The following is a 26,534-nucleotide window of genomic DNA, read 5'->3' on the forward strand; positions in this document are numbered from 1 at the left end:
AGCTAATTGCAGACTTATAGCCGGAACTTATTGGATAGACAGTCTACTGAATTCCCGCCAACAAAGAGCTCGAACTCCCCTTCTTCAACAACATGCCTCATGTTCATGTCATAGTAGCCCATTTTATGGTAGGGAACATAAAAGACAACCTCCCTTTCCTCTCCTGCTTGCAATGGAATTTTCGAGAAATCAACCAGCTGCTTTACCGGCCGGATACGCTTCGCAACAATATCGCGGATATAGCACTGAACAATTTCGGTTCCTTCGCGATCTCCAGTATTCCTTACCTTTACTGATGCTGTAACGCCCTCTTGGCCTTCGCTCAACTGAAGCTCCGAATAGGCAAAGGTTGTATAGCTTAATCCGTGTCCGAAAGGATACACAGGTACAAGCGGTGTATCCAAGTACTTGGAAGTAAACTTACTTTTTCCACCTGGTCTGCCTGTGTTCATATGCGCATAATATATTGGGCATTGACCGCTGGCATAAGGGAACGTAGTAGTTAATTTGGCGGAAGGGTTGACCTTTCCGAATAGTACATTCAGTATGGCATTTCCTGCTTCTACCCCTGGGTGCCATGCCTCAATAATTGCTGATACATGTTCTGCAACCCAAGGAATTGCCAATGGTCTTCCATTAAAAAGAAGTGCAATGACCGGCTTACCAGTTTCTATTAATTTCTTCAGTAAATTTATTTGGTCTGCGGGCAGCTCAATAGAAGCACGGCTGGCTGCCTCCCCACTCTGATTTTTCATCTCACCAACGGCAGCAACAAATACATCGCAGTCTTCCGGGATAACTGTATTCTCTTCAAGGTAAACATAGTCAATGCCTTGAGTCATACAAGCATCGATAAGGCTTACACAGTCTTCCACGTCTGCTTTGATGGCCCATGCGCCAGTCATTTCTCCTCGGTTATTAGCCTGTTCACCGGCAATCCCCAACTTGATTCCCGGTTTTAAGGGGAGCAATGTCTCGTTCTTCAGCAAAACGATGGATTTCTCAGCAGCTTCTCTGGCCAGGGAACGATAAGCTGGTTTTAGCATGACAGCCTTCTCTCGTTCTTCGGAAGTTTGGTAGGGATGATCAAATAAACCCAGATCAAACTTAACCCGCAGCACATTGGCTACAGCCTTGTCCAAGGCTTCTACACTCACAGCACTTTCTGCAATCAGTTTAACCAGCGTTTCGCTGAAAGCATTTGAGGTCATATCCATATCAAGTCCAGCCTCAATCGCCTGCTTAGCTGCATCGGCTGTATTCTCGGCAATGCCATGTGTGACACATTCAGCGATGGCATTGGCATCGCTAATGGTCATTCCGTCAAATCCCCACTGATTACGAAGTAAATTTGTAAGGAGCCAATGGTTCACTGAGCAGGGGATTCCGTTGATATCATTAAAAGCCGGCATGATCGCTCTTGCACCAGCTTTGACGCAGGCCTCAAACGGCGGAAGATATTCTTCGAATAGGCGCTGCATCGACATATCCACCCGATTGTAGTCTTTTCCAGCTTCTGCAGCTCCGTATGCAGCAAAATGCTTGACGCAGGCTGCCATGGCATCTTCCTTGGTCAAATCATCGCCCTGAAATCCTTTTACTTTGGCAGCACCATAGATGGAAGAGAGCAGCACATCTTCACCCGCTCCTTCACTGACCCTTCCCCATCTGGCATCTCTGGATACGTCCACCATTGGAGCAAAGGTCATATGCACACCGCCTGCAGTCGCTTCTTCCGCCGCGATTCTGGCTGTTCTTTCCCAAAGCTCCGGCTCCCACGCACAGCTTTCTGCTAGCGGAATGGGAGTAACGGTTCGGTAGCCATGAATGACATCGTATCCGAACAATAGAGGAATACCCAGGCGTGTTTCCGTTACCGCAATTTTTTGCAGCTCGTTCGCTGTTTTTGCATCGTTTAATCCGTTATAGGAACCGATTTTACCCGCACGTAAATCTTCCTCATGAAAATCGTGTTTGGCTGAGCTCATTATGTTTTGGAAATCAGCCTTGCTGATTCTCCCGTCAAAAACCATGTTGACCAACTCTTCAAAGCTTACATCGAACGCCCCCACCAAAGAGGGTCCGCACTGTTGAAGCTGACCCACCTTCTCTTCGATGGTCATTTCCATTAACAAATCTTGAATTTCTTTCTCGTAGTTGTTCTTCAAACCGATACCTCCAAATAAACAAAGTCCCTTTATGCTTTAACTGTAAAAATTGTAATCACCACTGCCGACACTAATGCATTGACCATTTGGTAAATACACTCTCGCTCTTGTGTTTACAGGTACACTGCATTCGTAATTCAGACCACTTTCTGTTTGCTCCCACCTGGAGCGTATGGTTCCGTAAAGGCTTTCGTATATTGCCTCTGCGTAAGTCAGTGTTCCGCCCGGAACCGGCCTGAGTTCAAACTCTCGATATCCCGGTGATTCAAATAACGGTGTTATTCCTGCGACCCTGCTGAATAAGAAGTCACAGACCGCACCATAGCTGTAATGATTATAAGAACCATGATGCCGATCCATTCCATCCCACTTCTCAAGAATAGTTGTACTGCCGAGCAGCACGGCATGCAGCCAGCCTGGATTCTCGGTTTGCTCCAAAATCCGGAATGCCACTTCGGGGTATCCGCAATCTACCAGTACGTGAAGCAAAAATGGTGTTGACAAAAAGCCGGTATTCAGCCGATAATCGTTATTTTCAATTTCCTGAATGAGCTGTTTTACAACCTTACTGCGTTTATCCTCGGAACAGATATTCATAGCCAGTACGCGGACGTAAGCAGCCTGATGTCCCGGTTCGATTACACCGTCATCCCCGATCAAATACTTGTCATAAACTTTACAGATTCTCTCTGCGATCTTCTTGTATTTCCTGTAATCTTCTTTTTTTTTCAAAATCTGTGCCATATGTGCAACATTTTCGGCGGAACGATACATATAAGCGGTAGCTACACGAGGATTTCCGTGTGTCCGCATCCGCATGATGGCTTCAGCTACAGATTCACCGGTATCTTTCTTCGTAATCGGCTCTAGCCATTCTCCATAATGCATTCTTGTATCGAATATATAATTGGCATCCAGTTCCCCCTCCTCATAGTGGAAATACTGCGGATCTTGCTCATAAAGCGGATTAGGATCCTTCGCACAAGCAAGCATATAATCCACCCATTTTCTAGCCGTTTCATATTGGTTGATTAGAATCTGCTTATCGCCGTAACAGAGATAAATCATGTAAGGAATCCACACTGCAGCATCCCCCCAGCCGGCACTGTCCTCACCGATGCTTCCATTTCCGATTGGACCGGCTAGAGTCCACAAAGGGTTGTCTTTGATGTTCCGTTCCAGTTCCTGGGGATTATGAACACTGCTGGTAGAAGGAAAGGTGATGCCAACCTTACCGCTCGCGTATTGCTCTAATGTCAAATCTTTTAACCATTTTTCAAAAAAAGAATACACATTCATAAAGTCAGTGGCCGTCCGAACGTAGATCTGGGCATCACCAGTCCAGGCATTCCTTTCCCGGGTTGGGCAATCCACCGGAACATCCATAAAATTGCCTTTCTGGCTCCATAAGCTATTCTGTACAAGTTTGTTAATGAGTGGATTTGAGCAAGTGAAACTTCCTGTCTCTTCCATATCTGAATAAACGGCAACTGCTACGAAATCGCCTTCATGAATCTCTTCCTCATAACCCTCAACAAGCACATACCGGAAACCAAAAATCGAAAATAAAGGACAATATTCTTCTTCAACAGATCCGGAACAGGTATACACCACTTCCTGAAATGCTGAAATTAAGAGTGGGGTATCCCTAATGTTATCCAAGGAAAAGCAGCCATCTTTGAGATCTTCGCCGTGCGTCAAACGGATCTCCTGACCAGATTTGCAGTTTTTGAGTTTCATTTTCACATATCCGGCAATATTCTGGCCAAAATCTATCACTAGTTGTCCGGCTGAATCACGGAAGGGTCTGGCAGTGAAATGTTCTTTTTCTCTGACAGGTACACTGTTGCTGGCAATCAACCGAGTATCGGTATGGTCAGTCGTACAATGTACCTGCTTCCATGAACTGTCATCATACCAATGAGACTTCCATTCCGGAGCTTCTTGCCGGGCATCATAGATATCGCCCATCAGCATATCTGAAGCGACCAATCCGCCTGTTGAGCACTTAAAACTTTCGTCTGAACCGATAACTTCTCTTTCACCATTCTCATAGGTCAATTCGATTTGCCCCAAGTAATGCAACTTGTAGCCAAAGTTATTCTTGACCGTACCTCCAGTCACTCCCCGCCACCAGCCATCACCCAGCATGACTGCCCAGCTATTCATGCCTTCCCTGAGCAACGCAGTAATATCATAAATTTGATATTGCAATCTGGTATAGTAACTGGTAAGGCCTGGTTTAAATTTATCTTCCGTTCCATTCATTTCGTTAATCCAGAACTCATAAATCCCATGCGCCGTCTGATAAATACGCGCCTGCTGAAGTCCAGGCTTCACTTCGAATGTTCTTCGTAAATAGGGAGCGGGCTTCCGCTCGTCGTAAACTACATCCGCTTCTGGTTCGATCCACTTCGCTGTCCATTCATTAGGATGAAGAAGTCCCATTTCGAAATGTGCAATTTCGCTATGGGCACTCTCTTTCATACCTGATTCGTCGGTTGTTGTCAGTGATACTTTCCAGCTCACCTGCTGTCTGCTTACCAATTCTGCTCCTTCATAGCGGATGTACTGACTCTCGCTGCTGTTGATAATTCCGCTGTTCCAAATTACCTTTCCGCTCGAATACGCAACAATCTGGTAATCGGACTGCATAACGCCAATTTTGTCACTCTTCAACTTCCAGGAGAACCTCGGTCGCAGCTCATCGAGCCCCATTGGATTAGACAAATACTCTGTTTTCAAGTCATAGATTTGAAGCAAATCGAATTCCTTCCTTTCATCAGTAATGATTTCTCTTTTATCAGTTACATGTATACTGATTGTTTTAAATTCCTGAGCATAAATAACAAGGGATCCTTTTCCTGATCCTCTATTGAAAAAATCAGAGATATTAGAGACATCATTGATTGCAGTTTATTCTTCATCTCTCACTCCCCTTTCTGAATAATGCCTGACCTACTCCTTCACAGCACCTATAACAATCCCTTTGGCGAAAAATTTCTGAAGGAAAGGATAGATTATCAATATTGGCAATGCTCCAATGATGATTTGTGCCGAATTCAAGGACAGGAAGTTGTATTTCGCTGTCTCTTCTGCGTTGCTGGCATCGATATTCGGCATCGCTATGGCGGCTTTCAAAAATGTGCTTAGTGGCACGTTATCCGGTTTCATATAGATCTGTCCTGTCAACCACTCATTCCATACTCCTACCACCACAAATAAACCGACTGTCGCCATAACGGGCAAGGATAACGGTAGCATCACTTTCAGAAATACTCTCCAGTGTCCCGCACCGTCGATATAAGCAGCTTCTTCCAATTCTTTCGGCAAGGCCTTGAAGAAATTCATAATCAGGATGATATTGAATACGTTGACCATGGTTGGCAGAACTAGAGCCCATATCGAGTTGTACAAACCGATTTTCGTTACTACCAAGTATGTTGGAATCATGCCTCCATTGAAGAGCATGGCTACAATGAAAAATCCCACAAAAAACCGATATCCTGCAATCCCGTTGCGTCCTCCGCCTTTAGATAGCACATAGGCCGCCATACTGTTCACCAACAGACCTAGCGTCACGCTTAAAAAGGTTCGCTGCACTGATATCCACACGGAACGAAGCAGCTGGGAGTCCTCCATTGCTTTGGCATAAGAATTGAAATTCAAGCCAATAGGCCAAAAAGTCACTTGATTTGCTGAAACCGCAGTACTTGAACTTAAAGATAACGATATGATGTGAAGAAACGGCAAGATGCAAATTAACGCAAGCAAAACCATGACGAAATTATTAACTAGTTGAAAGGCACTGAATTTAGTTGTTGTTTGCATGTATACACTCCTTAGAAAATCTTGTATCCGGCAACTTTATAAGCGATGCGGTAACCGCCTAGAATTAGAATCAGACCAACCACAGACTTGAAAAGTCCAATTGCAGTACCAAAGCTGAAGTTTCCGCCAATGAGGCCGATGCGGTAGACGAAGGTATCGATGATATCACCACTCTCGTATACCAGCGGATTGTAAAGGTTGAAGATCTGGTCAAACCCGGCATTAAGCACCAAACCCAAATTGATCGTCAATACCACACACAGTGTAGGGATTAGGCTGGGAAGAGTGATGTTCAACATTTGCTTCAGCTTGCCAGCTCCATCAATCTGTGCAGCTTCGTATAAGGCAGGATTAATGCCGGCCAGTGCTGCCAGAAAAATAATCGATCCGTATCCAAATTCCTTCCACGCATCTGTAAGAATCACTATGGGTACAAACCAGTTGTTGCTGCCCAAGAAGAAGATAGGATCGTAGCCGAGAGCCTGCACCAGTTGGTTTACAAGTCCATACTCCGGATTTAGCAGTTGAATGAATACACCGCCTAAAACCACCCAGGAGATGAAGTGAGGTAGAAAGACAAAGGTTTGAACGGAGGTGCGCAGAAAACGATTCTTGACTTCGTTTATTAAGAGCGCAAACGTAAGCGTACAGCTCAATCCCAAAACGAGTTTGAGGAACGAAATCTTTAACGTGTTCCAGATCACCTGTATGCTGTCGGGATACTCAAACAAAAATTTAAACTGATCCAGCCCGACCCAAGGGGATTTGGTGATCCCCAGATAAGGTTTATAGTCCTGAAATGCCATCAGCAGGCCTCCCATGGGTACATAAACAAAAATCGCTGTCAGTACCACAGCAGGCAGGAGCATTAAATATAGCCCCCATCCTCCTTTTTGCCTGGATAATTTCCTTGACTTTTTTACCGGTACCGCATTTACAGCCGAATTCATGCCCATAAAATAAATCCTCCTACTTAATTCTTTACGATCTATTTTTATTATAGAGACGGGCTTTTTTGCTTGATATAAAGCAATGCAAAGACTGATAACGCATTTTAAATATTGAATATAGCGTAAATTGCAAAACAAAAAATAGCGACTTGATGTGATGGATCACACCAAGTCGCTATTTACGCCAAAAGCTACTTTGCAAATTCATATCTCCTTTGGTTAATGATCTTACTACCGGAAAGTTCACCTTTGTGAACAAAGCTCACCCATTGAATCGACCTACTCATATATATACAGCCTTTAAATAACGGAATCCAAACATATATATCTCATTCTGAATATACGACCGTATAATGAGCTGCACACATTGCCAGCTTGTCTGTCGATTCTTATAATGGGGTTACCCAGGAGCTGTATTGGAATAAAAGCAAACAACCGGAGGAATTAATTATGTACCAACTACTAATCGTTGACGATGAAACCTCAGTCGTAGACAGTCTTGCACTTACTGTGCCGTGGAAAGATTACGGGATTGAAGAAGTGCACTGTGCATACTCCGCCAAAGAAGCATTGCATATTGCGGCCAAGCACTCCATCGACATTATGATTACCGACATTCAGATGCCGGAAATGTCCGGGTTAGAGCTAATTGAAATAATGCAGCATTATTCACGTAAAATCCGCTGCATCATTCTTTCTGGCCATGACGAATTTGAATATGCCAAAAAAGCCATGGCTTATCAGACATTGGATTATTTACTTAAGCCTATAGATTATACAGAGCTCATCAACTCCGTCAAGAAAGCAATCCAACTCGTAGAAGAAGAATGGAAGGAAGTAATATCCTTTCAGCGGATTAAACAAACACTTGAGACTAATTTGCCTTTGCTGCGGTCCCAATTGCTTAATGACTTGCTTAAGAATAAGAGTATTCACCGGAAGGTATTGGAAGAACGACTTGCACTCGTTAGCGTCCCATTCAGATCGGATGATCTCTATATGATGATGGTTGTCCGTATGGAGGAGGATTTCTCTGGGTATGATCTCCACTCTTTATCACTCTTAGAATATGCCGTAACGAACATTGCAGAAGAAGTGTTTGAGAATCTCTTCAGTCTATGGCATTGCGTTACTGAACAAGGATATCTGGTTTTTCTTATCAAAGGTAACCAGGATGACGCTCTGCGTTTGGTTGATTCATTCGCAGTAAAACTTCAGAACCATGTCCAGAAATTCCTGAAAGGCTCCCTCTCAGTTTGCCTGAGCAACATCGCAAAGTTTCCTGAAGACCTTCAAAATCTTTATCTGGCCTCTATTAACGCAATAAACCGAAAAATTGGAAGTAATAAAAGCTACTTCCTGACTATCAATGAAACAAGCGAGGAGCCCCAAAACTCTATTATCAAGAAGTTAAATGCTCCGCCTGCGCTATCGGCTTTACTTGATTCAGGTAGTTGGGATGAGGCGATTGTCAAGATTGATGAACTCCTAGTTATTAGTGGCAATTCAAGCGAACCATCTCTCGAACTTTCTCAAGATCAATTGTTTACGATACTGCTTTACCTTTCTTCCTCATTCACGATTTGCTTACAGCCAAACGGCAATAGTCTATATGATCAGATGGGCCCGGAATTCGATGAATTGCTTCACAAAAAGGGTCATCTTTCACGTCAACGAATCCACGAATGGGCTAATAAAATAATTCTCACTTTAAAATCTAACGCGTCTACCCAAATGGAAAATACACATCAGCAAATTTCAGCCAAAGTTCGGACATTTATCCATGAAAATTTGTCCAAGGGTATTTCACTACAGATCATAGCTGATCATGTGGGGCTACATCCTGTGTACCTCTCAAAAATTTACAAGACAACTATGAAAGAAACAATTGGAGACTATATTTATAAGTTTCGTATGGACCGGGCGGTTCATCTCCTCCGGAATACAAACTTGAAAGTAGCTGAAATCAGTGATCAGTTGGGGTTCCAAGCTACTCCGCATTTCATTAAAATTTTCAAAGAACATTTCGGCACGACGCCACAGGATTACAGGAATCGATAAGGATATATGGAATGTTTTTATGCTAAAGGGCTCCCGGAAATCTCAACGATTACCAATGGGAGTCTATTTGTTATTCTCATTTATATACATAAATTATATTTTCGCATTTACTTTTTATAAATATAGGAACTAAAAAGCGGCTTGATGTGTTAGATACACCAAGCCGCTAGTAATACTAAGCCTATTTTACGGATTCATACCATTCATTCACTTCTTTGGTAATAGTATCACCGCCGGAGGACTTCCATTTCTCCACAAACTGGTCAAACGAATCCACTGGAGCCTGCCCGTAAATAATTTTCGTAAAGGCTTCCATCTGCATCTTTTGCAGAAGCTCATTTCTGGCCGACATTGTAGATGTCATTGGTCCCACATAGTACTGTCTGACATTTGCTGATGCCTGCTTATTACTAACCAGATAGGCATCAAAACCGGATCTTGCCGACGGTGTCGAATCATCCTGAGTCCCGGTAATAATTGCTAGTGCCTTTTCTTGCTCTGTAAGCTCAATCCGACTGGAAATTTTGTCAAAGAGCTCTTTAATCTTAGTAGAATGCATTAAGGCCGACCCAAAGACATATTCTATGGTATTAATCTTTCCACCTGGGATTTCTTTATCATCCGTTATAATTTTTCCATCTTTGATAACATAATCATAACCTTCTTGATACCCTTTAAAATAAAATGGATCGTCCGATTCAAATACACTATACATCGAGTTCATATAATGGAAGAAGGCTTGCAGTGATTCATCTGAAATATCTTTATTGATTAAAATTGCACTCATTAGATTCATATTCGTCCGCATATTTTGGCCATTCACACCTTCAGGCATGGGATATGGAACATAAAGAGCTTTCGGGTTGTTTGCGAGTAAAAGTGCACCTGGATACCCCCAGAAAAAGGAAGGGGCACATACAATACCGACTTTATCTGAGGCGACCGTCTGTACAATGGAATTGGTGTCGTGTAAAGCGATATCGCTTGCTACATATCCTTTAGTCTTCCACTCAGTCAGCTTGGCCAACCCCTGTTTAATTCCAGGCTGAATAGAACCGTATTGAAGTGTGCCGTCTTCTCCCGGATACCATCTTTCCGGTACGGCTCCGAATAATCCGAATATCCAGGTAGCATCTCCGATCGGCGCTCCGGCCATTCGATCCTTCATTGAAAAATCAAGAGCAAAGGTATCTTTGACCCCATTCCCATCCGGATCCTGATTGACGAATGCATCCATGACGTTTTCCAATTCTTCAATCGTCGTCGGTGCCTTCAGTTTCAATTTATCCAGCCAATCCTGACGGAACCACACTACCGACTGTGCCTGCCCAAAATCCGCATCGGTAGTCGGAAGCGCCATTTTTTTACCGTCCCGGATAAATGGCAGCCATGCATCTTCCTTTGCGGCCATTGCCTCTTTGTAAATAGGAGAAGCATATTTTTCAAAAGCCTCCCCCACGTCCATAAACTTGCCTGAATCGATTAACATATTAATAGAAGTGAAATCATTTAAATTGATAACATCCGGCATCTCGTCCCCTGATGAAAGCATGAGCTTCAATTTGGTAGTAAAGGAGCCATCTGTAGCTCCACCAGTCCATAATGTTTTGATCTTCACGCCTAGGGACTTCTCTGTCCAACGGGTAAATACATTATCTGTAATTGATTCCCCATCTCTGAACTTAAGAGCCGGATTGTCCAATCGGATTGTGGAGAAGGTGGCAGTTGGTTCGATTTTTCCATTGACGATATTTAGTACTTTTGTTTCCGTGTTTCCTTTTTCACTTGCAGTGCTATCCTGGGAATTATTATTGCTGCAGCCCAGTAATCCTGTTGTTAACAATGTTGCAGCAAGAGCTGTCGCTAGCACTCTTTTTTTCATTTACATACAACCCCCCTGAATAAATTCTTGTGAATACTACTCAATTATAAGAATGCGCTTTCACTTGTTAAATAACGTATTCTCAACATTCGATATCTCATTATGAATAGTTTGGTAATGGATATAGACTAGAAATATGAACTTGCATTGATTGCAACCTGATTAATGTCGGTATTTAAAGATTGATAACGATTTCTAAAGTTTCAGTTTATTATCAACCGATTCACATTGCTACCTAAAACACAAATTCTTATAATTGTATTACCTCTTCGAAAAGGATTGTTGTCATGTTAAAGCAATATAGAACCTTTCTTACCGCATTGATAATCATTTTGTTGTCAACCATTGTTGTATTAATAATGTATTCGTACACAGTAGAGACAAGCCTAAGTACAGTAAAAAATGATATTCAAATGAATAACCTCAATCGACTGCGTATCTTGGTGAATTCTTTAGATTACAATGTCGACCAGTTAGATATGCTTTCCGTCGCACTAAATACGGATTCCAAGATGGGGCTTTTGAAATCAGTAGATTTGATGAATAATTACGAACAAGATCAGCTAATGCTTGATCTCACAGACAAGATGAAGCTGCAAAGTTTCACTCAGGGATGGAATGTCCACATTGATATTTACTCCGTATTATTAGGAAAATGGGTAGGGTCTTCCCAAGATCGCACGCCTCCTCCTGAGAATGTAATTGAGGGACAATGGATTCTTGATGGATCTCAAAAGCTATTCTCCATGTACAGGAAATATAAGCAGTATACCATTCGAGTAACTTTTCCCAAAGCGAATCTGGAAAATTTGCTGGACTCTGCGAAACTGGAAAATAATGATCCTTTCTTTTATTTTTATGATTCCATTATTATAGCTAACCGTTCATCTCATGTAGAAGAATCACAGAAACTGATCTCCAAAATCCCATTAAAGTCATATAATAAAGATGAAGGAACAGAGTTAATAACGATCAATCAGACCGTTTATATGGTCAGTTATTTGAAGGCTGAAACATTAGGATGGTATATGATTGATTATGTACCTCTTGACAAAGCGTTGCAGCCTATTGTAAAGACACAGACATTCTTTTATATCACTTGTGTTATGTTATTTTTGTCCGGAATAGTAACTCTTCTTTTCTTCTACCGGAAAGTGCAGGTGCCAATCCTTACCTTATTGAAAGGCGTCCGTCATTTGCAGAAAGGTGACTTTTCGCACCGGATTAGCAAAACGGTCAATAGTGAGTTTGCCATTCTGTATCACAATTTTAATAATATGACTCAGCAAATAGAGGATTTAATAGAGAATGTATACAAAGAAAAAATCATCTCCAGAGAGGCTTTGGTCAAGCAACTACAGGCACAAATTAATCCTCATTTTTTATACAACTGTCTGTTTTTCATCAACAATATGAACCGCATGGGGAATGAAGAAGCTGTGAGTGCAATGACTCAAAACCTGGCAGAATATTTTAGATATACGACACGAATCAACGATCCACTCACCACGCTGGAAAAAGAAATGGGTGTTGTCCGCAATTATTTGAACATCCAAAGTTTGCGGATTAGCCGGCTGAATACGCAAATCGATATTCCAGATACGATGCTGCCGCTGCCAATTCCCAAATTGCTTATTCAGCCGCTGGTAGAGAATAGTGTCATTCACGGTATAGAAAAGAAACAAAGTGCTGGGTTTATCCATATATCAGGTATCCACAATGAGGACCGGGTTACATTGTTTGTAGAAGACGACGGCAAGGGCATGGAGCCTGAAGCAATCCAAAACCTGTTACGCCGCATTGAACAACCGCTGGATGATTCAATGGGGTGTGCGTTATGGAACATACGCCAACGAATGCTTATACAGCTTGGCTACGGCGCTAATTTAAATATTACTCAGAGTAAGTACGGCGGTATTCGGATTGAGTTGACTTGGCTTTACAGCAGTCAGTCGGACTCGTAGGCTATATACTAGATAGGGGAAGTAGATGATTTGGTTCTATAATCTGTCCAAATCATCTGCTGCCGCTTATAACGTCAGGAATACTTCCCGAAAGCCGAGGTGTTTCCCGGTCAGAACAAAAGCTATATCCTACGCGGGGAAGAGTCAGAATCGCAGGCCCTTTTCAAGTTTTCCGAATTCTCCACATACGCTTTGAATCCAAGCCGAAAATCTCACATTTCGTGTTTCATTTATATCAATTCATAAACTTTCAATCATTCAAAATCCTTTACTATAATGTTAAATAGTCTTCCTTTGGACTCAGTCAGTCGAAACCCCACCTGCGCGACTCGTATGGCGCAGTTTACAACCTCGTCCCGAGTCAGTGTCACCACTTCGTTGGTACCAGCGAGTGCAGCCATAATGTCGGAATGGTCTGCTTCACTGCCAGGCATCATAATATCGTTGCCAGCTTTGATGCTCTTGGCTGCTGTAGCATAAGGGTACTTTTTGACGCCATGCTTAACACCGGCAACAACCCAGTCCGACATTACAATACCGTCAAATCCCCATTCTTCACGGAGAATATCTTTAAGAATATCTTCCCGTTCGGAGGTATGCACACCATTGAGCAAATTGTAGGAGGTCATTAAGGCATATGGCCGTGCTTCTTCCACGCAAATTTTAAACCCACGTAGATAAATATCCCGAAGGGCACGCTCGCTGACAACACTGTTTGAACGGAAGCGGTTAGTTTCCTGGTTGTTGCAGACGTAGTGCTTTATCGTCACGCCACAACCAGGGTGACTCTGTACTCCCAACGTAATAGCGGCGGCTACTTTTCCACTGATAAGCGGGTCTTCGGAAAAATATTCGTAGTTGCGGCCGCAAAAAGGACTGCGATGAATGTTAAAGGCCGGAGCAAGCCACAGATGTATTCCAAACCTTTTCATCTCATCTCCTACAATGGCTCCACAGGTTCGGCAGAACTCCAGATTCCAGCTTTGAGCTAAAGCAGTGCCGATAGGCAGAGCAGTACAATACTGATCGTAAATCTTGCCGCTACGTGCCATTTCACCCGACTTCTTAAATCCAAGAGCAGCCATTAAATTCTCATCCATGAAATCTATAAATGCAGACGGAACAGCATCCCCTACTGAATAAATACCTTGCTCATCTACACCATACTGGCGGCTGAGTCGAAGACCTGCCGGTCCATCTGCCATAACATACGAGGGAATGCCTTTTTCTTGTAACCGGTCTGTAGTTTCTCCTGCGGCACCTGCAACCGCAAAACCTGCGTTACCAATAACACTGCTGCTTTCATTATCAGAGCGATAATTCCCCAGACAAAGCCATGCCAATTCATGATTTGAGAGGTCATTGACCAGTTGAATTACCTTGGGATCTATTTCTGGTATAGATGGTTGCGATGCTGTTGATAAAGCATCTGTATTAAGGATTAGCACCTTGGCCCGAGCTATTTCCTCGGCTTCTCCAGTGTAAGTCCATTGCTGGGACTGCGGCTTCCAGTCTTCAAAGTCAGGGGTACCACCTGCATGTGACAGCTGCTGAGTGACAACTTCATGGTCTAATCTTACTATTCCGCAAATACAGGTATCTCTGCTGCTGCTACCTATGCGCAACAGATAATCACCAGCTTCCAATACATTTAACGCCCGAGCTGTATCAAATGAAGCAAGTTCCTCCATTACAAAGTTCATGTTTATATGCTGTATCTGTCCTGCTTTGAGCTCTTTGGTCTTGGCAAAGGCTGCGAGGGTCTGATACGGTTGGTCCAGCTTACCGGAGGGAACCGATACATACAGCTGCACTACATCCTTACCAGAAGCAGAGCCAATATTCCTCACTGTAGCAGCCACATTGACATGACTTCCTTCTAATGAGATAACAGGATCATCTATGCTGAATTGTGTATACCCCAGACCAAAACCAAAGGGGAAGATTGGTGTCTTGGCTACACTATCAAAATATCGGTAGCCGACATACACGCCTTCACGGTAGCGTGTATCATCCTCATTACCGAAATCTCCAATTTGGGAATAATCCTCTCCGGCAGCCCAGGTAGTAGTCAGTTTTCCGGAAGGGTAACTTTTTCCAAGGAGTACGTCTGCCAGAACATCGCCGGTGATTGCTCCAAGCTGTGACAAAACCAAAATATTGGGAACCTTAAGTACAGGTGTCAGATCAACTACACCTCCGACATTCAGTACCAGCATAAATCGTTTGCACGTATTCGCAAGTATAAGAATGTCGCGGATCTCGGACTGTGTAAGCTTGAAGTCACCGCTCACGGCATTTCGGTCCGATCCCTCCCCAGAAATACGGGAAAGCACATAAACCGCTGTATCTTTCACCCCTTCAAGTGGTAGTTCGTATTCGGGTTCAGGCATAACTGCTCCCATTCCCAGCATGATAGCCGGGACGTTGGCTGCATGTGCCTTCGCTTTGATATCGGCTACAAACTTCTTATGGGCCTGCCGGCGAATTTCTTCGTATCCATCCATCCATCCATTTCTTTGTGCTAATATTAAAACCGGCGTTTTGTAGCCCTTGTTCCACAGTGACAAAGAATCTGGAATTAACGTCACCAGAACCAGTACCGCCTTTAATCGTCTGGCGCGCACCGCTGCCGTACAAGGCGATTTGGTCTGTATTTTCAAGGGGGAAATCGCCGTTCTCCTTCAACAACACCATACATTCGGCTGCATGGCTCCTTAAAATCTCAAAATGCTCTAGCTCGTAGGGATATAATTCCAATAAAATCGTTCTCCTTTTCCGTATATTAAGTGTCGCGAAGCACACAAAACAAAACTCATAAATAATTATAAGTGTGCTCATTTTAACGATGATATAGAGAAATTCAAGTATAGGTATCGCATTCTAAGTCTGTACGAATAATAAAAAAGGAAATCTGAAAAGGCTCAAACCTCAATTTGGTTTGAGCCTAATGAAAATTAAAAACTATAAATGTTTTTAACAAAAAGTATTTTTCACCTGGAATCCTAAGACATTCTTCCCTTGATCTCTTCCCAAGTTTCCAAATATCGATTCTGTACCGTCCTATCATCAATACTTGCAATAATTTTTCGAATCATTGCATCCAATTCATCCATAGAATGATTGTCTGCCCAGAGGGATAATTGCTCTTCGATCTCCTTCTGATAGATAGAAAGAGACCCATATACAGTATCATCAATTCCTTCATGTGCCGGTAATTGAATGCTTTTTCCCTGATAACGATCCAACAATAACAACATTTTTTTCGGCATCAGCATTTCTGTTTGTGCCAGGCCCCGAGAGAAAATTTCCTTCAGATACGGGATATCATCAATGATCCCTGTTCCGTTTGTCGCACGATGACTTCCATAGGATTCTACTGGTCCATCGTCATAGATATTCAAGTTGAACGGCTTTTTATTATCATAAGGCAATGTTGAATCCTCATTCGGATCCGTAATCATAATGTGTTCTGTTCTTGTACGTTCTGGCGGCAATTCATCTTCCAGAGAGTTTCCAAGAACTCCAGGATTATTGATCTTCATTCTTGTTGAGAATTGCTCCGGCATTGAACTTCCATTTTCCTCATAAGTAAACCGTCTCGTAATTTGATCGATTGGAACCAAAACATCAGATGTAAAATGATTGATGACAATCGGACTACTGAAATAATCTGCCACTCCGACTGGAGAAAATGCTTCCCATCTCGCAATATCCTCTTTATCCGGGAAGTTGTCTAGGATCGGTTCGAACATACCAGACACCATGCCCAGAAACGGAATCGGCACATCCATCATCGCTTTAAGCATTTCTTTATCTCTATTGGCCCCTCCAGTAATCCATTTAAAGGCTCCTTTAAGCATGGCCCCTCCCATTTTGCCATTGTTCAGCTCGCTTCCTTCAGTGAAATACTGGTAAAAGTTAAAATATATATTCGTAATTGGCGAGTTCGCTATCGAAGCATTCATTCCCATCTGTAAGGCATTAAGCATCAGGGTTGAGTAACCACCTGCACTTCCGCCGACCAGTGCTATCCTTTGATCATCTACTTCCTCCATATGACGCAGGGTATATAATGCGGCATTGTTAAAAACAAGATCATCGTCGACCAATTGTCCGTTATATCTATTATCAAAATGGGCTGGTGAAGCCACCATCCATCCTTCCCCCAGATAATTGCGCAGTTCCGCTGCATCCTCAGTCATCTCGTAGTGAGGAATATAAATCAACGGTAATGGCTGCTGTGCATCTTCCGGGATGTATAGTCTCATTTGTCTGGTATCGACAATACCTTCCTTATTGATGTACTTCACATCAACCGTTTTTTGCTCAACATGATCAAGAGGAGGAAGATCTTCTTTGGATTTCGACTGAAGTGCAAATATCGTATCAAAATCTATTTCACTCGCGTCTTCTTTGGATGGGAATAAAGTGTTCTTAATATTTAATCCTACGATTAAGAGGATGACTGCAATAATACAAATTCCAGTAACTTTAACTATTTTCTTCACTTTAAACCTCCTATTTCGAATCCTATTCATTCAATTCCCATATACCGTTCCAAATACTCATTTATCTTTTTTATATATTTCAAATAAATCTTATTGTCATTTTGCAGACCATGTCCCGAATGGGGAAACTCGAAATAATCGTGAGGCACATTGTTTTCCTCCAAAGCGCTAATCAGATGTTTTACGGAACCGAACGGAGCTACCTTATCGTATTTTCCGTAGCCGGCCAGCGTAGGTACAGAGTTCTCATCAATCCACATATACGGTGAAATATCCTTGACTGCTTCATCATACTTTGGCGTTCCTATCATATCTGGTGTAATGGTGTTGCCAGACATAACACTGAATAAGTCTGCTGCTGCCTCTGAACTCTTATCCAAACCGTAGGGGGTCCAGTCCTCTGGGTGAAAACTGGGCGGTCCTACCAACTCAAAGACCATCTTAACAGGTATTGGAGAAGTGGCCGCATCACGGTAAGCATACAACAGCGCCAGAGTCCCGCCCGCTGATCCACCGGATATAGCCATTCGATCAAGGTTATAACCTAACTTTTCTGCTTCCGCTTTTACAATGGGAATACTTTTTTTGATGTCCTGTGACATGGTATACACACTGGCTTCGTTAATCTCATTACGAAGTGTATAATTAATACCTGCGGCCACATAACCTTTTGAAGTAAGCCATTTCAGCATAGTGGCATCATCGCTCTTATCCCCAGCAGCAAACCCCCCTGCATGGAGATATACCACTAGACCGTAAGTTTTCTTTGTCTGATCCGCTGGAACATAGAGATCAAATTTATTTTGCTCTTCTTCATCATAGGCGATATCCGTATACACACGCCCAACGGAGTCATTCCAATCCACGTGCATTTCTCCAGCTAGTGGATCGTATGTCATTTTAAATATTGCAGAAGCCGCAAATGCAACAATAAAAACACCTATATAAATAAACCCCCACAACAATTTTTTTCTTCCTTTTCCTTCACTTTTCATAAGAAGTTACCTCCAAATAGTGTTCCTCCGAATAAGTAATTTAAAAATACCCGTATCGTAAGCCGTCCCATAACAGCTGCTACGATTATAACTGCAATTAAAATAGTGATGCGTTTTTGTTTAAGTGTCATATCTAAATCCCCTCTCCTATTCATTGTCGACAAACCGTATGATACAGTTGTAACTTTATTTGCGTTACAAACGTATCATTGGATAAGATCAGAATCAATACACAAGCAGAAAATGATACAAAACGGATGTTATGTAACGTGCAGATCTAACTGTAACGAAAAACTGGAAAAAGGGCACCGGACTCGAAGTCCGGTGCCCTTTTTTGCAGTTAGATCAAATCTGACTTTTGCAGCAACCGCTGTACGATTGCTGCAGCTTCGGCTTTCGTGATAGGAGCTTGGGGAGCAAGAACTGAGTTGTCTCTGCCCATTATAATACCGGCATTTAAGCAATCCATGACTGCGCCCTGTGCCCATTTAGAAACTTTCTCAGCATCGGTAAATGGATTCAACATTGTTTTGGCGGGCAGCTCGACAAGCTTCTTTTCAAGAACTGTAATTGCCATGGACTTGGATATAATAATCATCGCTTCTTCCCGCGTTATCTTAACATTCGGCCGGAACAACCCGTCATTGAAGCCGGTAATGAAGCCAAAGGCGTATGCGGTCTGAATCTCATGGTAATCCTCATCGGATTCGCTGACATCCGCAAACGGGAGATAATCTCCATCATTTTTTAGTCCCAACCCTCTGCTGAGGATAGCGACAAATTCAGCCCGGGTGATTTCCTGGTCCGGAGCAAATTGATCATTAATGGTTTCGTCCAGGACCATTCGGGAACCCATGTCATTGACTGCCTCTTTTGCCCAATGATTTGACATCTCACTATACATAATCTGGTGTGACACGATGGAATATACACCGCTATTTAAACTGTTTATTTGAGCGTAATACTTCCCATCCATGACAACGATCTTGGTAGGTACATGGCGTACCGTTCCGTTTGGCTCTACGACAATACCCGTAGTAAGCGATTTGGGATCAACATTGTCAGGAACGGCAATAAAATGTTCAACATAAGTGTTAAAGCTCGTAATTTCAACCGTTTTACCTTCATGTGACGTTCTAACTATAAATTCAGTCGGAGAGCCAATGAGCGCAAATTTACCGGTACTCGCAGCATTCTCCACGAGTGTTATCGAATCCGTTCCCGGTTTCGTGATTTCGACCTGTATTGTAACTTCTTTCAGATCTTTATTAGAGACATCTACATTAGGATCGGATAAAGCCCTGATGATTTGTCGGATTGGGATTTTGTATCCGGCACGATCCGTTCGAAGCTCTAAAACCGCATTTTTATTTCCCAGTGCGACTATGGTTTGACCGGTTAATTCAACAGTTGCGGCATCGGAAATCGTAGTCATTGGAATCGTTATCACTGCACCTTGTTCTGCTGTTGCAAGCAGATCTTCAACTCTCTTTTGTTCCAGTTTGATTATCGCGACACTTTGGCCATTGCGTTCTGTTGTTGTTATAGTCCCCAGTGTCGCTGTATTCCCCGGCTTTACCAAATCCGAATCCCCTATGACCACTACATTGCTTCCTGTAGACGGCGGGTTTACCGGAGTTTCTGGAACAACGGAATTTGTCATCGCACTCACTGGATTGGAGTTGCCAGTATTCGCGCCACCAGTGACCACCAACCGAAAATCATATGCGGTTCCATGCGTCAGTCCAATTACAATTGCGCTCGTGGCATCCGTTGCAATGGTACCTGCGGCACTTGTAGTCCATAGATTCTTCCCGGCAGGCGACTGCTCTATCAACAAATTCGTTGCTCCTCTGGCAGCAGCCGGCCAACCGAGAGTTACCGTAGAGGAGGTTGATGATTTCACTGTTAAGTCGACAATAGCTGTTGTTCCATTGAAGTATTGTTCTGCATATTCAAGAGACTTATCAAAAAACATCTTAGCCTCTTCAGGATCCGCATAATACCCATGAATCGATTTAGGGAATGTAAATAAATCATTTCTGATATTCTTGTTATCAAGATATCCCTTCAAAATTTTCCCGTTATTCGGATTCTGTATATAGTCAACCTTGGAATACCCCATTACAGTTGGTATACCACCATTTGTTTGTACATAATGTACAGGGGACATGGAATTAATATAATATTCTTTGTTCTCTTCCGTTAAATTCGGATTATTAACCGCCCCGGTCAATAGCATAGCATACAGTGGCCCTGCACCTGGCACAGTCATCACGCTTCGATCCGGCCAATTTTCATCCCCATACCAGGCTGATTCATGCATATCTACCGGACCCACCACTTCCGTCACGAACTTCACTGGCACAATGACACTTGTATCGAAATTTGCCATATCACTTCCTCTTGAATACGCATAGTTCATCGCAATATTTGCTCCGGAAGAACCACCAAACAAGGCAATTTCTTTGATATTCCAGCCATGTTCATCTGATAAGTCCTTCAGTTTTTTAATACTGTCATGAACGTTGTTTAACATATCATAGACGGTCACTTCCGTTTTTTGGGTAGTCTCGTTAACAAATGCATTACGCATATTAATAGCTACGGTCACATACCCTGCGGAAGCATAATGCTCTGCTACATCCTCCATTTCTTCTTTACTCCCGCCAGTCCATCCACCGCCATAGATAATTAAGAATGCACCGTTATTTTTACTGGCATCCCTATTTTTGGGCACAAATACATCCATTTTCGTTCTTTGATCCGATTCATCGGTTCCATAAGAAATATCCTTCATTACAGTAAACGTGGACACGGTTTGTTCCTCATTTGGGGGTTCAACCACCTCTCCTTCTACTGAGAACACCTCATTCAAAATTATAGAAGAGGTTCTGGATAACGACTCATCTTTCTTATTCATTTCGAATATAACTTCTTTGGTTATTGCAACTGTACCTTTTTCAATATCTACCTTATAAGCATTGGATAACACGTTAACAGTCTGTTTTTGACTGGAGTTCACACTTTTTAACGCATTAAAAGCTACATCAGTAAATTTATAAGCAAACCATGCTCTTCCGTTTGGATAGAAAGTCACACTTGCACTTTCATAAATGTCGCTAACTTTTTGTAGACTTGCTAATGTCGCTTTAGCATCATCTGCCATTATCTGCATCAGAAATTCTGTAAGAGGGGAATACTTTAGGGGAGCAGTCATATCTATTGTTTTAGAAAATGCTAGTGTAAAGTACCCCTGTTCATTTAAATCAAACAAGGATGAAACAAGATCCGGTTCCGAAGCACTTTCTGCATTGATATAATGCTCCGATGGTAAAATAACCAAGATAAATAATATAAGACAAAGTGGCAGCTTGTTCTTAATCATCCGTTTACACACTCCTCTAATCGTGTTATTAGAAGCAAACAAACTGATGCTGGTTTATGCAAAAACACAGATGTTTTTTTATTTTATTTCCTCACCTCCTTTAAGCAGCTGGATAAACAGGCTGGTTCTACCACATCAATAGATGTATGCGTTTACAATTAATCATAAGAAAGTCATCCTCTTATTTCTTACAAATGCATTTATCTAAATAAGAAGATGACTCACCACTACAATTGATTATAGGTTTGAGCATTTGACAGTGATATAAAGGATTGCAAACATGAATATCGCATTATTAATGTCTATCTCCAAGGTTTTGCAATAGCAAAAAAGCGGAAAATAAAATTCCCCGCTTTTTGCCCCTTAAGAAAATTACTCCGTGATAATTTTTTTTTCTCGTTGGTAAGAACGTCCGGTAAACTTCATTAAAGGATCTGGATTAGGATAGATCTTTCTCTTGAATGTGTCATTTACCACTATAGCCGCTGCGAGATAGATTCCGGTTAATCCAGCTAACAAAAGCAACCAGCCAGGAATATAAGAAAGTTGACGGGATATGATGCCTAAATCGATAAGAGCCAGTATGGGCAGAGCAACGTCCAAAATAAGTACAATAACACATAAAAGAAATGGTGATTTAAAATACGCAGGAGTAAATAACCATAAAGCTAAGGATAGACATAACCATGCCCAACCGTCAATTTGGGTATCCAGCACGAACGGACTATTAGCAAGGTAAAATTTAAAGAGTTGTTCAAATCCGCCAACCAGCATAAAGAAAGCGCTGAAGTAGAGAAAGGTATTCCCTCCAACCGTATTTCCTTTTTTTAATTCAATAATTCCTACGATTAGCTGAATTACAAAACCGCCAAGCAGCCACCACCCCAATAAAGGGGCAGCATTCCCGGTTACGCGTTCGGTAAATAAAGCAAAAAAGCAAAAACAGGATACTGCCAAAGCCACCAACCCTGCCGGAGCAGGATCAGCCCATGAGTTATCGTGCTTATCCATTTAATCTACTGCCTCTCTATTTGCTTATTGTTTCTAAAACTGTTCCATTAGATTCTGGAGTTCTTCCTGATAAGTGGCATCCACTTGTGTATTCAGCAGTTCTTTTCCAACTGCTCTCCATGCATCCGCGCCGTTGTCCTTCTTCCACTCGGAAAGTTCCTCAAATACCTCTTTACGATAAATATTCAAAGAACCATACACTTCATCATCTACGCCCTCATGTGTCGGCAACTGAACACTTTTCCCTTGATACCGTTCCAGTAAAAGCCTCAGCTTCTCCACAGTCAGCACATTCGTCTTTGCTGCGGTAATTGACAGCATTTCCTCCAGATATGGAGTATCATCTATCCTGCCTGTTCCTGGCTGAATCCGGTGACTGCCATACCCTTCTACGGGCCCTTCATCATAGATATTCAGATTGAATCTTTTATCTGCTGCATAAGGAAGAATTCCATCCTCATTGGCTTCTAGGGCAGGAATGCATTCTATTCTTGTCTCCCCTTCAGGAAGACGTTCTTCCAAAGAACATCCAAGCTTGCCAATGATATCTTCCGGAAGTCTGGAACTGAAATTCACCGGCAAGGAATCTCCCGGCTCCGCATAGGTAAAGCGTTTAGATACTTGATCTACGGGTACCAGCACATCGGAGGTAAAATGACTTATAACGATCGGATTACAAAACGTTTCGGCCAGAGCCACCGGTGAAAAGGCTTCCCACCTTGTCATATCATTTGAATTCGGGAAGTTTTGCAGAATCGGCAGGAACAACCTCGACAAGCCTGCCAAAAAAGGTAATGGCAGTCCCATCACACTCTTCATGACATCTAAAGGCTGTCTATCCTTCTTGTCCTCGACCTGACCATTGGCCTTGGACATCTCCTCAATTGCCTTCTGATTTAACTGGTTTGCTTCAACAAAATACCGGTAGAAATTAAAATATACATTCGTGATGGGACAATTAGCTATAGAGCAACAAATTCCTAATTGAAGAGCATTTAGCATTAGTGACATATAACCGCCTGCACTGCCTCCCACCACTGCAATTCGCTTTCTGTCGATCTCCGGCAAATTACGCAGTGTATAAAGAGCTGCATTGTTAAATACAAGGTCATCATCTGTCAGTTGTGCATTATATTTATTATCAAATTCCACCGCAGATGCAACCGCCCATCCCTTTTGCAGGTATGCCCGTAGTTCCATGGCATCCTCACCCATTTCATAATGGGGAACAAAAATCAAAGGCATCGGACATGTTGCCCCTTTGGGCATGATCAGTCTCACCGGTCGTCGCTCAACCTTTTTTTCTTTCGTGATATAAGGGATTTCCAGACGTTTTTTCTCTACATTCTCCAAAGGAGGCGGTGCCTCCTTGGGTTGTGCCAGCATGGCTAGCACCTTTGCCATATCTATCTTTTCCTGTTTAATAATTCCCCTCCCCCTTCTTTGATTTTGTAAGTAGAAAATAAATACTATTCTATCAGTTGATGATGAAGTTCTATATTGTCTCCCACTTTGGTCCATTTGACCTTAACCATACCCTTAGGTGTAATCACTTCTCCTTCAGCCCAAGTAAAGTGACCAGGCACCGGTTTCACCTCCATCTCTTCAAAGCCAGGCTTGGTCGGCCGTACCCCGAGTATTACTGCCGGCAACTCATAAAGAGCTAATGCTCCCCAGGCATGGCAATCACTTCTCTGCACGACTGGATCTTCCACACATGTAGTTAGATTATTGTTCACCATATCTCGCCATACATCCCATAGCTCATTGGTATATTCGTAGAGATCACATTTTTCTAGTGCACGGTACAGATAGAATGCCATAGCAACAGAACACTGTGTATACTCCTGTTTGTTTTTAAGGGTTTTTAATAGGTTTTCTCTTCCCTGCTCCAACTCTATCGTATCCGTTAGAATAGCAAATACCTGACAATGCTGGCTGTATTCATTAATACCAGGTCCGTCCTGAATCATCCCATTTTTACTCATACAAACTTCTCTGACTGCTTCCCTGACTTCTGCCGCCCGCACTACATATTCATCAGCAACTCCGTCTCTTCCCGCAAAGGAAGCCATTTGGGCAGCATATTCAAGTCCCATAATATAAAGCAAACTTTCCATGGTGATCGGCCCTGATAATGATGCCGAAGGTACGCCCGATGTGTCATTCCATTGCGTTGTCCAATCAATAAAAGACCACGCGGTATCCCGAAATAATAGTCCGCCTGTTTTATCGACGATCCCCTCCTGTGTAAGGTGTCTATGGAAATACTCCAGAATACCATCAATCGTCGACAGATAAGAACGAATCAGTTCTCTATCACCGAAGTACATCATATGGTCATACAGCATCATAATATAATAAATAGAGAATCCAGGGATGCTATGGAAAGTATAATTTGGGTAGCAACAGCTTATCATGCCATCATAGCGCTGCGATCTTCTGAAATCGTCAAAGCATTTACGAGCCAGTCTGTCATCTGCAGACGTCATGTAAGTGAACAGGATTTGTGATCTGGTATCCATAGCATACTGAAGCTGCTCATAGAAAGGACAATCCTCATAAGTCTCATGCATACATCTTCTCAAACTTCTCTCACTTATATCCCAAATCGCTTGCAAGGATTGATCCGAGGTTTTCACCCAGGTTTTAACTTCTAATGGATATCCTGTCTCCTGGTAATCAAAGTTTGCTAAAGTTAAGGGTTCATCTGCTGTTACAATTTCAAGCCGGATAAATCGGAAGGTTCGAAACCAAAAGGGTTCATAAATCTCTGAATCACCGTTTCTACCTATTCCAGCAACTTCATAGGTATCTGTAAATCCATGCAGATGACCATTTTTGTAGTCTAAACGATCTCCTTTTTTCGGCATAGAGAGCTTCGGAGAATCCGGATCGTCTGGTAGAACGTATCCTTCCGACTGTAGTATATTGATTTTAGCGCCCTTTCCATGAATCACAGAGAGTTTCAGAAATCCTGTCATCAACTCTCCGGCGCTTATTTCAACAACTTCATTTGAATGTGGCAAAATAGTAATTTCCCCTGCTCCAGCCAACATTTTATTCCATTCTGATTCTTTTACTTTTGAATCTCTAATCACAATGATACCTTCGAATTTTCTGGGGATCTTATTCATATAAGGTATTGTTCTAGCTTGAAGATTACCAGGACTCCCCCCTTTATTTATCACAATTTGCCACCCTAGTACCTCTGCGGACAGCCATTTACTATCTTCGTAATTGTCCTTCATCCATCCAAAAGCATCAGGATTGCCGGATGCTTCCTCAAGGAAATATAAGTGTGCCAAAACCTTCTGCTCTGGTAATATCTTAACGTTTGGCTCTCTTGAGCATTTCCAACTCTCGTCGGCAGATAAGCTGATAAGATCTCCATTTTCTTCCAGATATTCTCCTGTGAAATAGAATCCTGGCGTATGTGTACGAAATATCCCGCTATTACCCTTTGTATGCTCCATAGGGTAGCGAAGAACAACAACAGACAGAATATTTGTTCCTTGCTTAAGATGTTGCGCCAAATCTACGGTGTCATAATACCAAATTTTATTGTCACCTTTGCTCGGTCCAATCTCGATTAGTTTTCCATTCAAATATAGCTTATACCTCGAATCAGCGGATATTTGGACTTCTAATTTCTCCGGAACTTTATAAATGTCAACCTTCTTACGAAAATAGATGATTCTTGGTTCTTCCTTATCCTCTGCATTCCAGTCTGGAACCCAGACCCAATTTGTTCTAACCATATAATTCCCCCC

General features: G+C 42.4%; 16 protein-coding genes. 2 read left to right on the forward strand and 14 right to left on the reverse strand.

All coding sequences use genetic code 11. The annotated features are described in order from the left end of the window. Positions 1 to 14: 14 nt before the first annotated feature. From BLS69_RS24060 to BLS69_RS24075, 4 genes are all read right to left on the reverse strand, one after another. On the reverse strand, positions 15 to 2,168 hold the full coding sequence (locus BLS69_RS24060) for a glycoside hydrolase family 3 N-terminal domain-containing protein (RefSeq protein WP_218133576.1): 2,154 nt from the start codon (positions 2,166 to 2,168) through the stop codon (positions 15 to 17). Positions 2,169 to 2,204: 36 nt separating this feature from the next. Beyond that, positions 2,205 to 4,931, reverse strand: coding sequence for a family 78 glycoside hydrolase catalytic domain (locus tag BLS69_RS24065; protein WP_091037299.1), 2,727 nt, complete (start codon positions 4,929 to 4,931; stop codon positions 2,205 to 2,207). A 195-nt stretch (positions 4,932 to 5,126) separates the two neighbouring features. Next, positions 5,127 to 5,999: a carbohydrate ABC transporter permease gene (locus BLS69_RS24070; protein WP_091037301.1), complete on the reverse strand. Its 873-nt coding sequence runs from the start codon at positions 5,997 to 5,999 to the stop codon at positions 5,127 to 5,129. Between the two features lie 11 nt (positions 6,000 to 6,010). Next, positions 6,011 to 6,949: an ABC transporter permease gene (locus tag BLS69_RS24075; RefSeq protein ID WP_371129096.1), complete on the reverse strand. Its 939-nt coding sequence runs from the start codon at positions 6,947 to 6,949 to the stop codon at positions 6,011 to 6,013. Positions 6,950 to 7,399: 450 nt separating this feature from the next. Here BLS69_RS24075 and BLS69_RS24080 point away from each other — a divergent pair, with 450 nt between their 5' ends. Continuing rightward, positions 7,400 to 9,010, forward strand: coding sequence for a response regulator transcription factor (locus BLS69_RS24080; protein WP_091037307.1), 1,611 nt, complete (start codon positions 7,400 to 7,402; stop codon positions 9,008 to 9,010). A 181-nt stretch (positions 9,011 to 9,191) separates the two neighbouring features. On the opposite strand, the gene BLS69_RS24085 is transcribed toward BLS69_RS24080, so the two are convergent. Continuing rightward, positions 9,192 to 10,892 carry a type 2 periplasmic-binding domain-containing protein gene (locus BLS69_RS24085; RefSeq protein ID WP_091037309.1) on the reverse strand — a complete coding sequence of 567 codons (1,701 nt, stop codon included), beginning with the start codon at positions 10,890 to 10,892 and terminating at the stop codon, positions 9,192 to 9,194. 287 nt (positions 10,893 to 11,179) lie between these two features. Here BLS69_RS24085 and BLS69_RS24090 point away from each other — a divergent pair, with 287 nt between their 5' ends. Next, positions 11,180 to 12,856, forward strand: a complete 1,677-nt coding sequence (locus BLS69_RS24090) for a sensor histidine kinase (protein ID WP_091037311.1) — start codon at positions 11,180 to 11,182, stop codon at positions 12,854 to 12,856. 254 nt (positions 12,857 to 13,110) lie between these two features. Here the strand turns inward: BLS69_RS24090 and BLS69_RS24095 are convergent, their stop codons facing one another. From BLS69_RS24095 to BLS69_RS24125, 9 genes are all read right to left on the reverse strand, one after another. Further along, positions 13,111 to 15,363: a glycoside hydrolase family 3 N-terminal domain-containing protein gene (locus tag BLS69_RS24095; RefSeq protein WP_218133577.1), complete on the reverse strand. Its 2,253-nt coding sequence runs from the start codon at positions 15,361 to 15,363 to the stop codon at positions 13,111 to 13,113. Next, positions 15,326 to 15,616 (reverse strand): glycoside hydrolase family 3 protein, encoded by a 291-nt coding sequence (locus BLS69_RS32410; RefSeq protein ID WP_218133578.1) that lies wholly within the window; start codon positions 15,614 to 15,616, stop codon positions 15,326 to 15,328. Before BLS69_RS32410 ends, BLS69_RS24095 begins: the two co-directional genes overlap by 38 nt. 245 nt (positions 15,617 to 15,861) lie before the next feature. Next, the gene (locus BLS69_RS24100) at positions 15,862 to 17,367 is read right to left on the reverse strand and encodes an alpha/beta hydrolase family protein (RefSeq protein ID WP_091037313.1); all 1,506 of its coding nucleotides are present in this window, start codon (positions 17,365 to 17,367) and stop codon (positions 15,862 to 15,864) included. 26 nt (positions 17,368 to 17,393) lie between these two features. After that, on the reverse strand, positions 17,394 to 18,362 hold the full coding sequence (locus BLS69_RS24105) for an alpha/beta hydrolase (RefSeq protein WP_091037315.1): 969 nt from the start codon (positions 18,360 to 18,362) through the stop codon (positions 17,394 to 17,396). After that, positions 18,359 to 18,493, reverse strand: coding sequence for a hypothetical protein (locus BLS69_RS32750; protein ID WP_256332410.1), 135 nt, complete (start codon positions 18,491 to 18,493; stop codon positions 18,359 to 18,361). Before BLS69_RS32750 ends, BLS69_RS24105 begins: the two co-directional genes overlap by 4 nt. A 209-nt stretch (positions 18,494 to 18,702) precedes the next feature. After that, positions 18,703 to 21,750, reverse strand: a complete 3,048-nt coding sequence (locus BLS69_RS24110) for an S-layer homology domain-containing protein (protein WP_091037319.1) — start codon at positions 21,748 to 21,750, stop codon at positions 18,703 to 18,705. 372 nt (positions 21,751 to 22,122) lie between these two features. Next, the gene (locus tag BLS69_RS24115) at positions 22,123 to 22,761 is read right to left on the reverse strand and encodes an acetate uptake transporter family protein (protein ID WP_091037322.1); all 639 of its coding nucleotides are present in this window, start codon (positions 22,759 to 22,761) and stop codon (positions 22,123 to 22,125) included. Between the two features lie 33 nt (positions 22,762 to 22,794). Continuing rightward, on the reverse strand, positions 22,795 to 24,165 hold the full coding sequence (locus BLS69_RS24120) for an alpha/beta hydrolase family protein (RefSeq protein ID WP_091037325.1): 1,371 nt from the start codon (positions 24,163 to 24,165) through the stop codon (positions 22,795 to 22,797). 65 nt (positions 24,166 to 24,230) lie between these two features. After that, positions 24,231 to 26,522: an alpha-L-rhamnosidase-related protein gene (locus tag BLS69_RS24125; RefSeq protein WP_176872991.1), complete on the reverse strand. Its 2,292-nt coding sequence runs from the start codon at positions 26,520 to 26,522 to the stop codon at positions 24,231 to 24,233. Between the last annotated feature and the right edge of the window lie 12 nt (positions 26,523 to 26,534).

The organism is Paenibacillus sp. CF095 (genome assembly GCF_900101225.1).
In the GTDB taxonomy this organism is placed as follows: Bacteria; Bacillota; Bacilli; order Paenibacillales; family Paenibacillaceae; genus Paenibacillus.

Excerpts from the sequence above, each read along its gene's own strand:
- BLS69_RS24085 (WP_091037309.1), bottom strand. The coding sequence starts at position 10,892 with ATGAAAAAAAGAGTGCTAGCGACAGCTCTTGCTGCAACATTGTTAACA.
- BLS69_RS24080 (WP_091037307.1), top strand. The coding sequence starts at position 7,400 with ATGTACCAACTACTAATCGTTGACGATGAAACCTCAGTCGTAGACAGT.
- BLS69_RS24120 (WP_091037325.1), bottom strand. The coding sequence starts at position 24,165 with ATGGCAAAGGTGCTAGCCATGCTGGCACAACCCAAGGAGGCACCGCCT.
- BLS69_RS24095 (WP_218133577.1), bottom strand. The coding sequence starts at position 15,363 with ATGGATGGATACGAAGAAATTCGCCGGCAGGCCCATAAGAAGTTTGTA.
- BLS69_RS24115 (WP_091037322.1), bottom strand. The coding sequence starts at position 22,761 with ATGGATAAGCACGATAACTCATGGGCTGATCCTGCTCCGGCAGGGTTG.
- BLS69_RS24075 (WP_371129096.1), bottom strand. The coding sequence starts at position 6,949 with ATGAATTCGGCTGTAAATGCGGTACCGGTAAAAAAGTCAAGGAAATTA.
- BLS69_RS24125 (WP_176872991.1), bottom strand. The coding sequence starts at position 26,522 with ATGGTTAGAACAAATTGGGTCTGGGTTCCAGACTGGAATGCAGAGGAT.
- BLS69_RS24090 (WP_091037311.1), top strand. The coding sequence starts at position 11,180 with ATGTTAAAGCAATATAGAACCTTTCTTACCGCATTGATAATCATTTTG.
- BLS69_RS24070 (WP_091037301.1), bottom strand. The coding sequence starts at position 5,999 with ATGCAAACAACAACTAAATTCAGTGCCTTTCAACTAGTTAATAATTTC.
- BLS69_RS24105 (WP_091037315.1), bottom strand. The coding sequence starts at position 18,362 with ATGAAAAGTGAAGGAAAAGGAAGAAAAAAATTGTTGTGGGGGTTTATT.
- BLS69_RS32750 (WP_256332410.1), bottom strand. The coding sequence starts at position 18,493 with ATGACACTTAAACAAAAACGCATCACTATTTTAATTGCAGTTATAATC.
- BLS69_RS24110 (WP_091037319.1), bottom strand. The coding sequence starts at position 21,750 with ATGATTAAGAACAAGCTGCCACTTTGTCTTATATTATTTATCTTGGTT.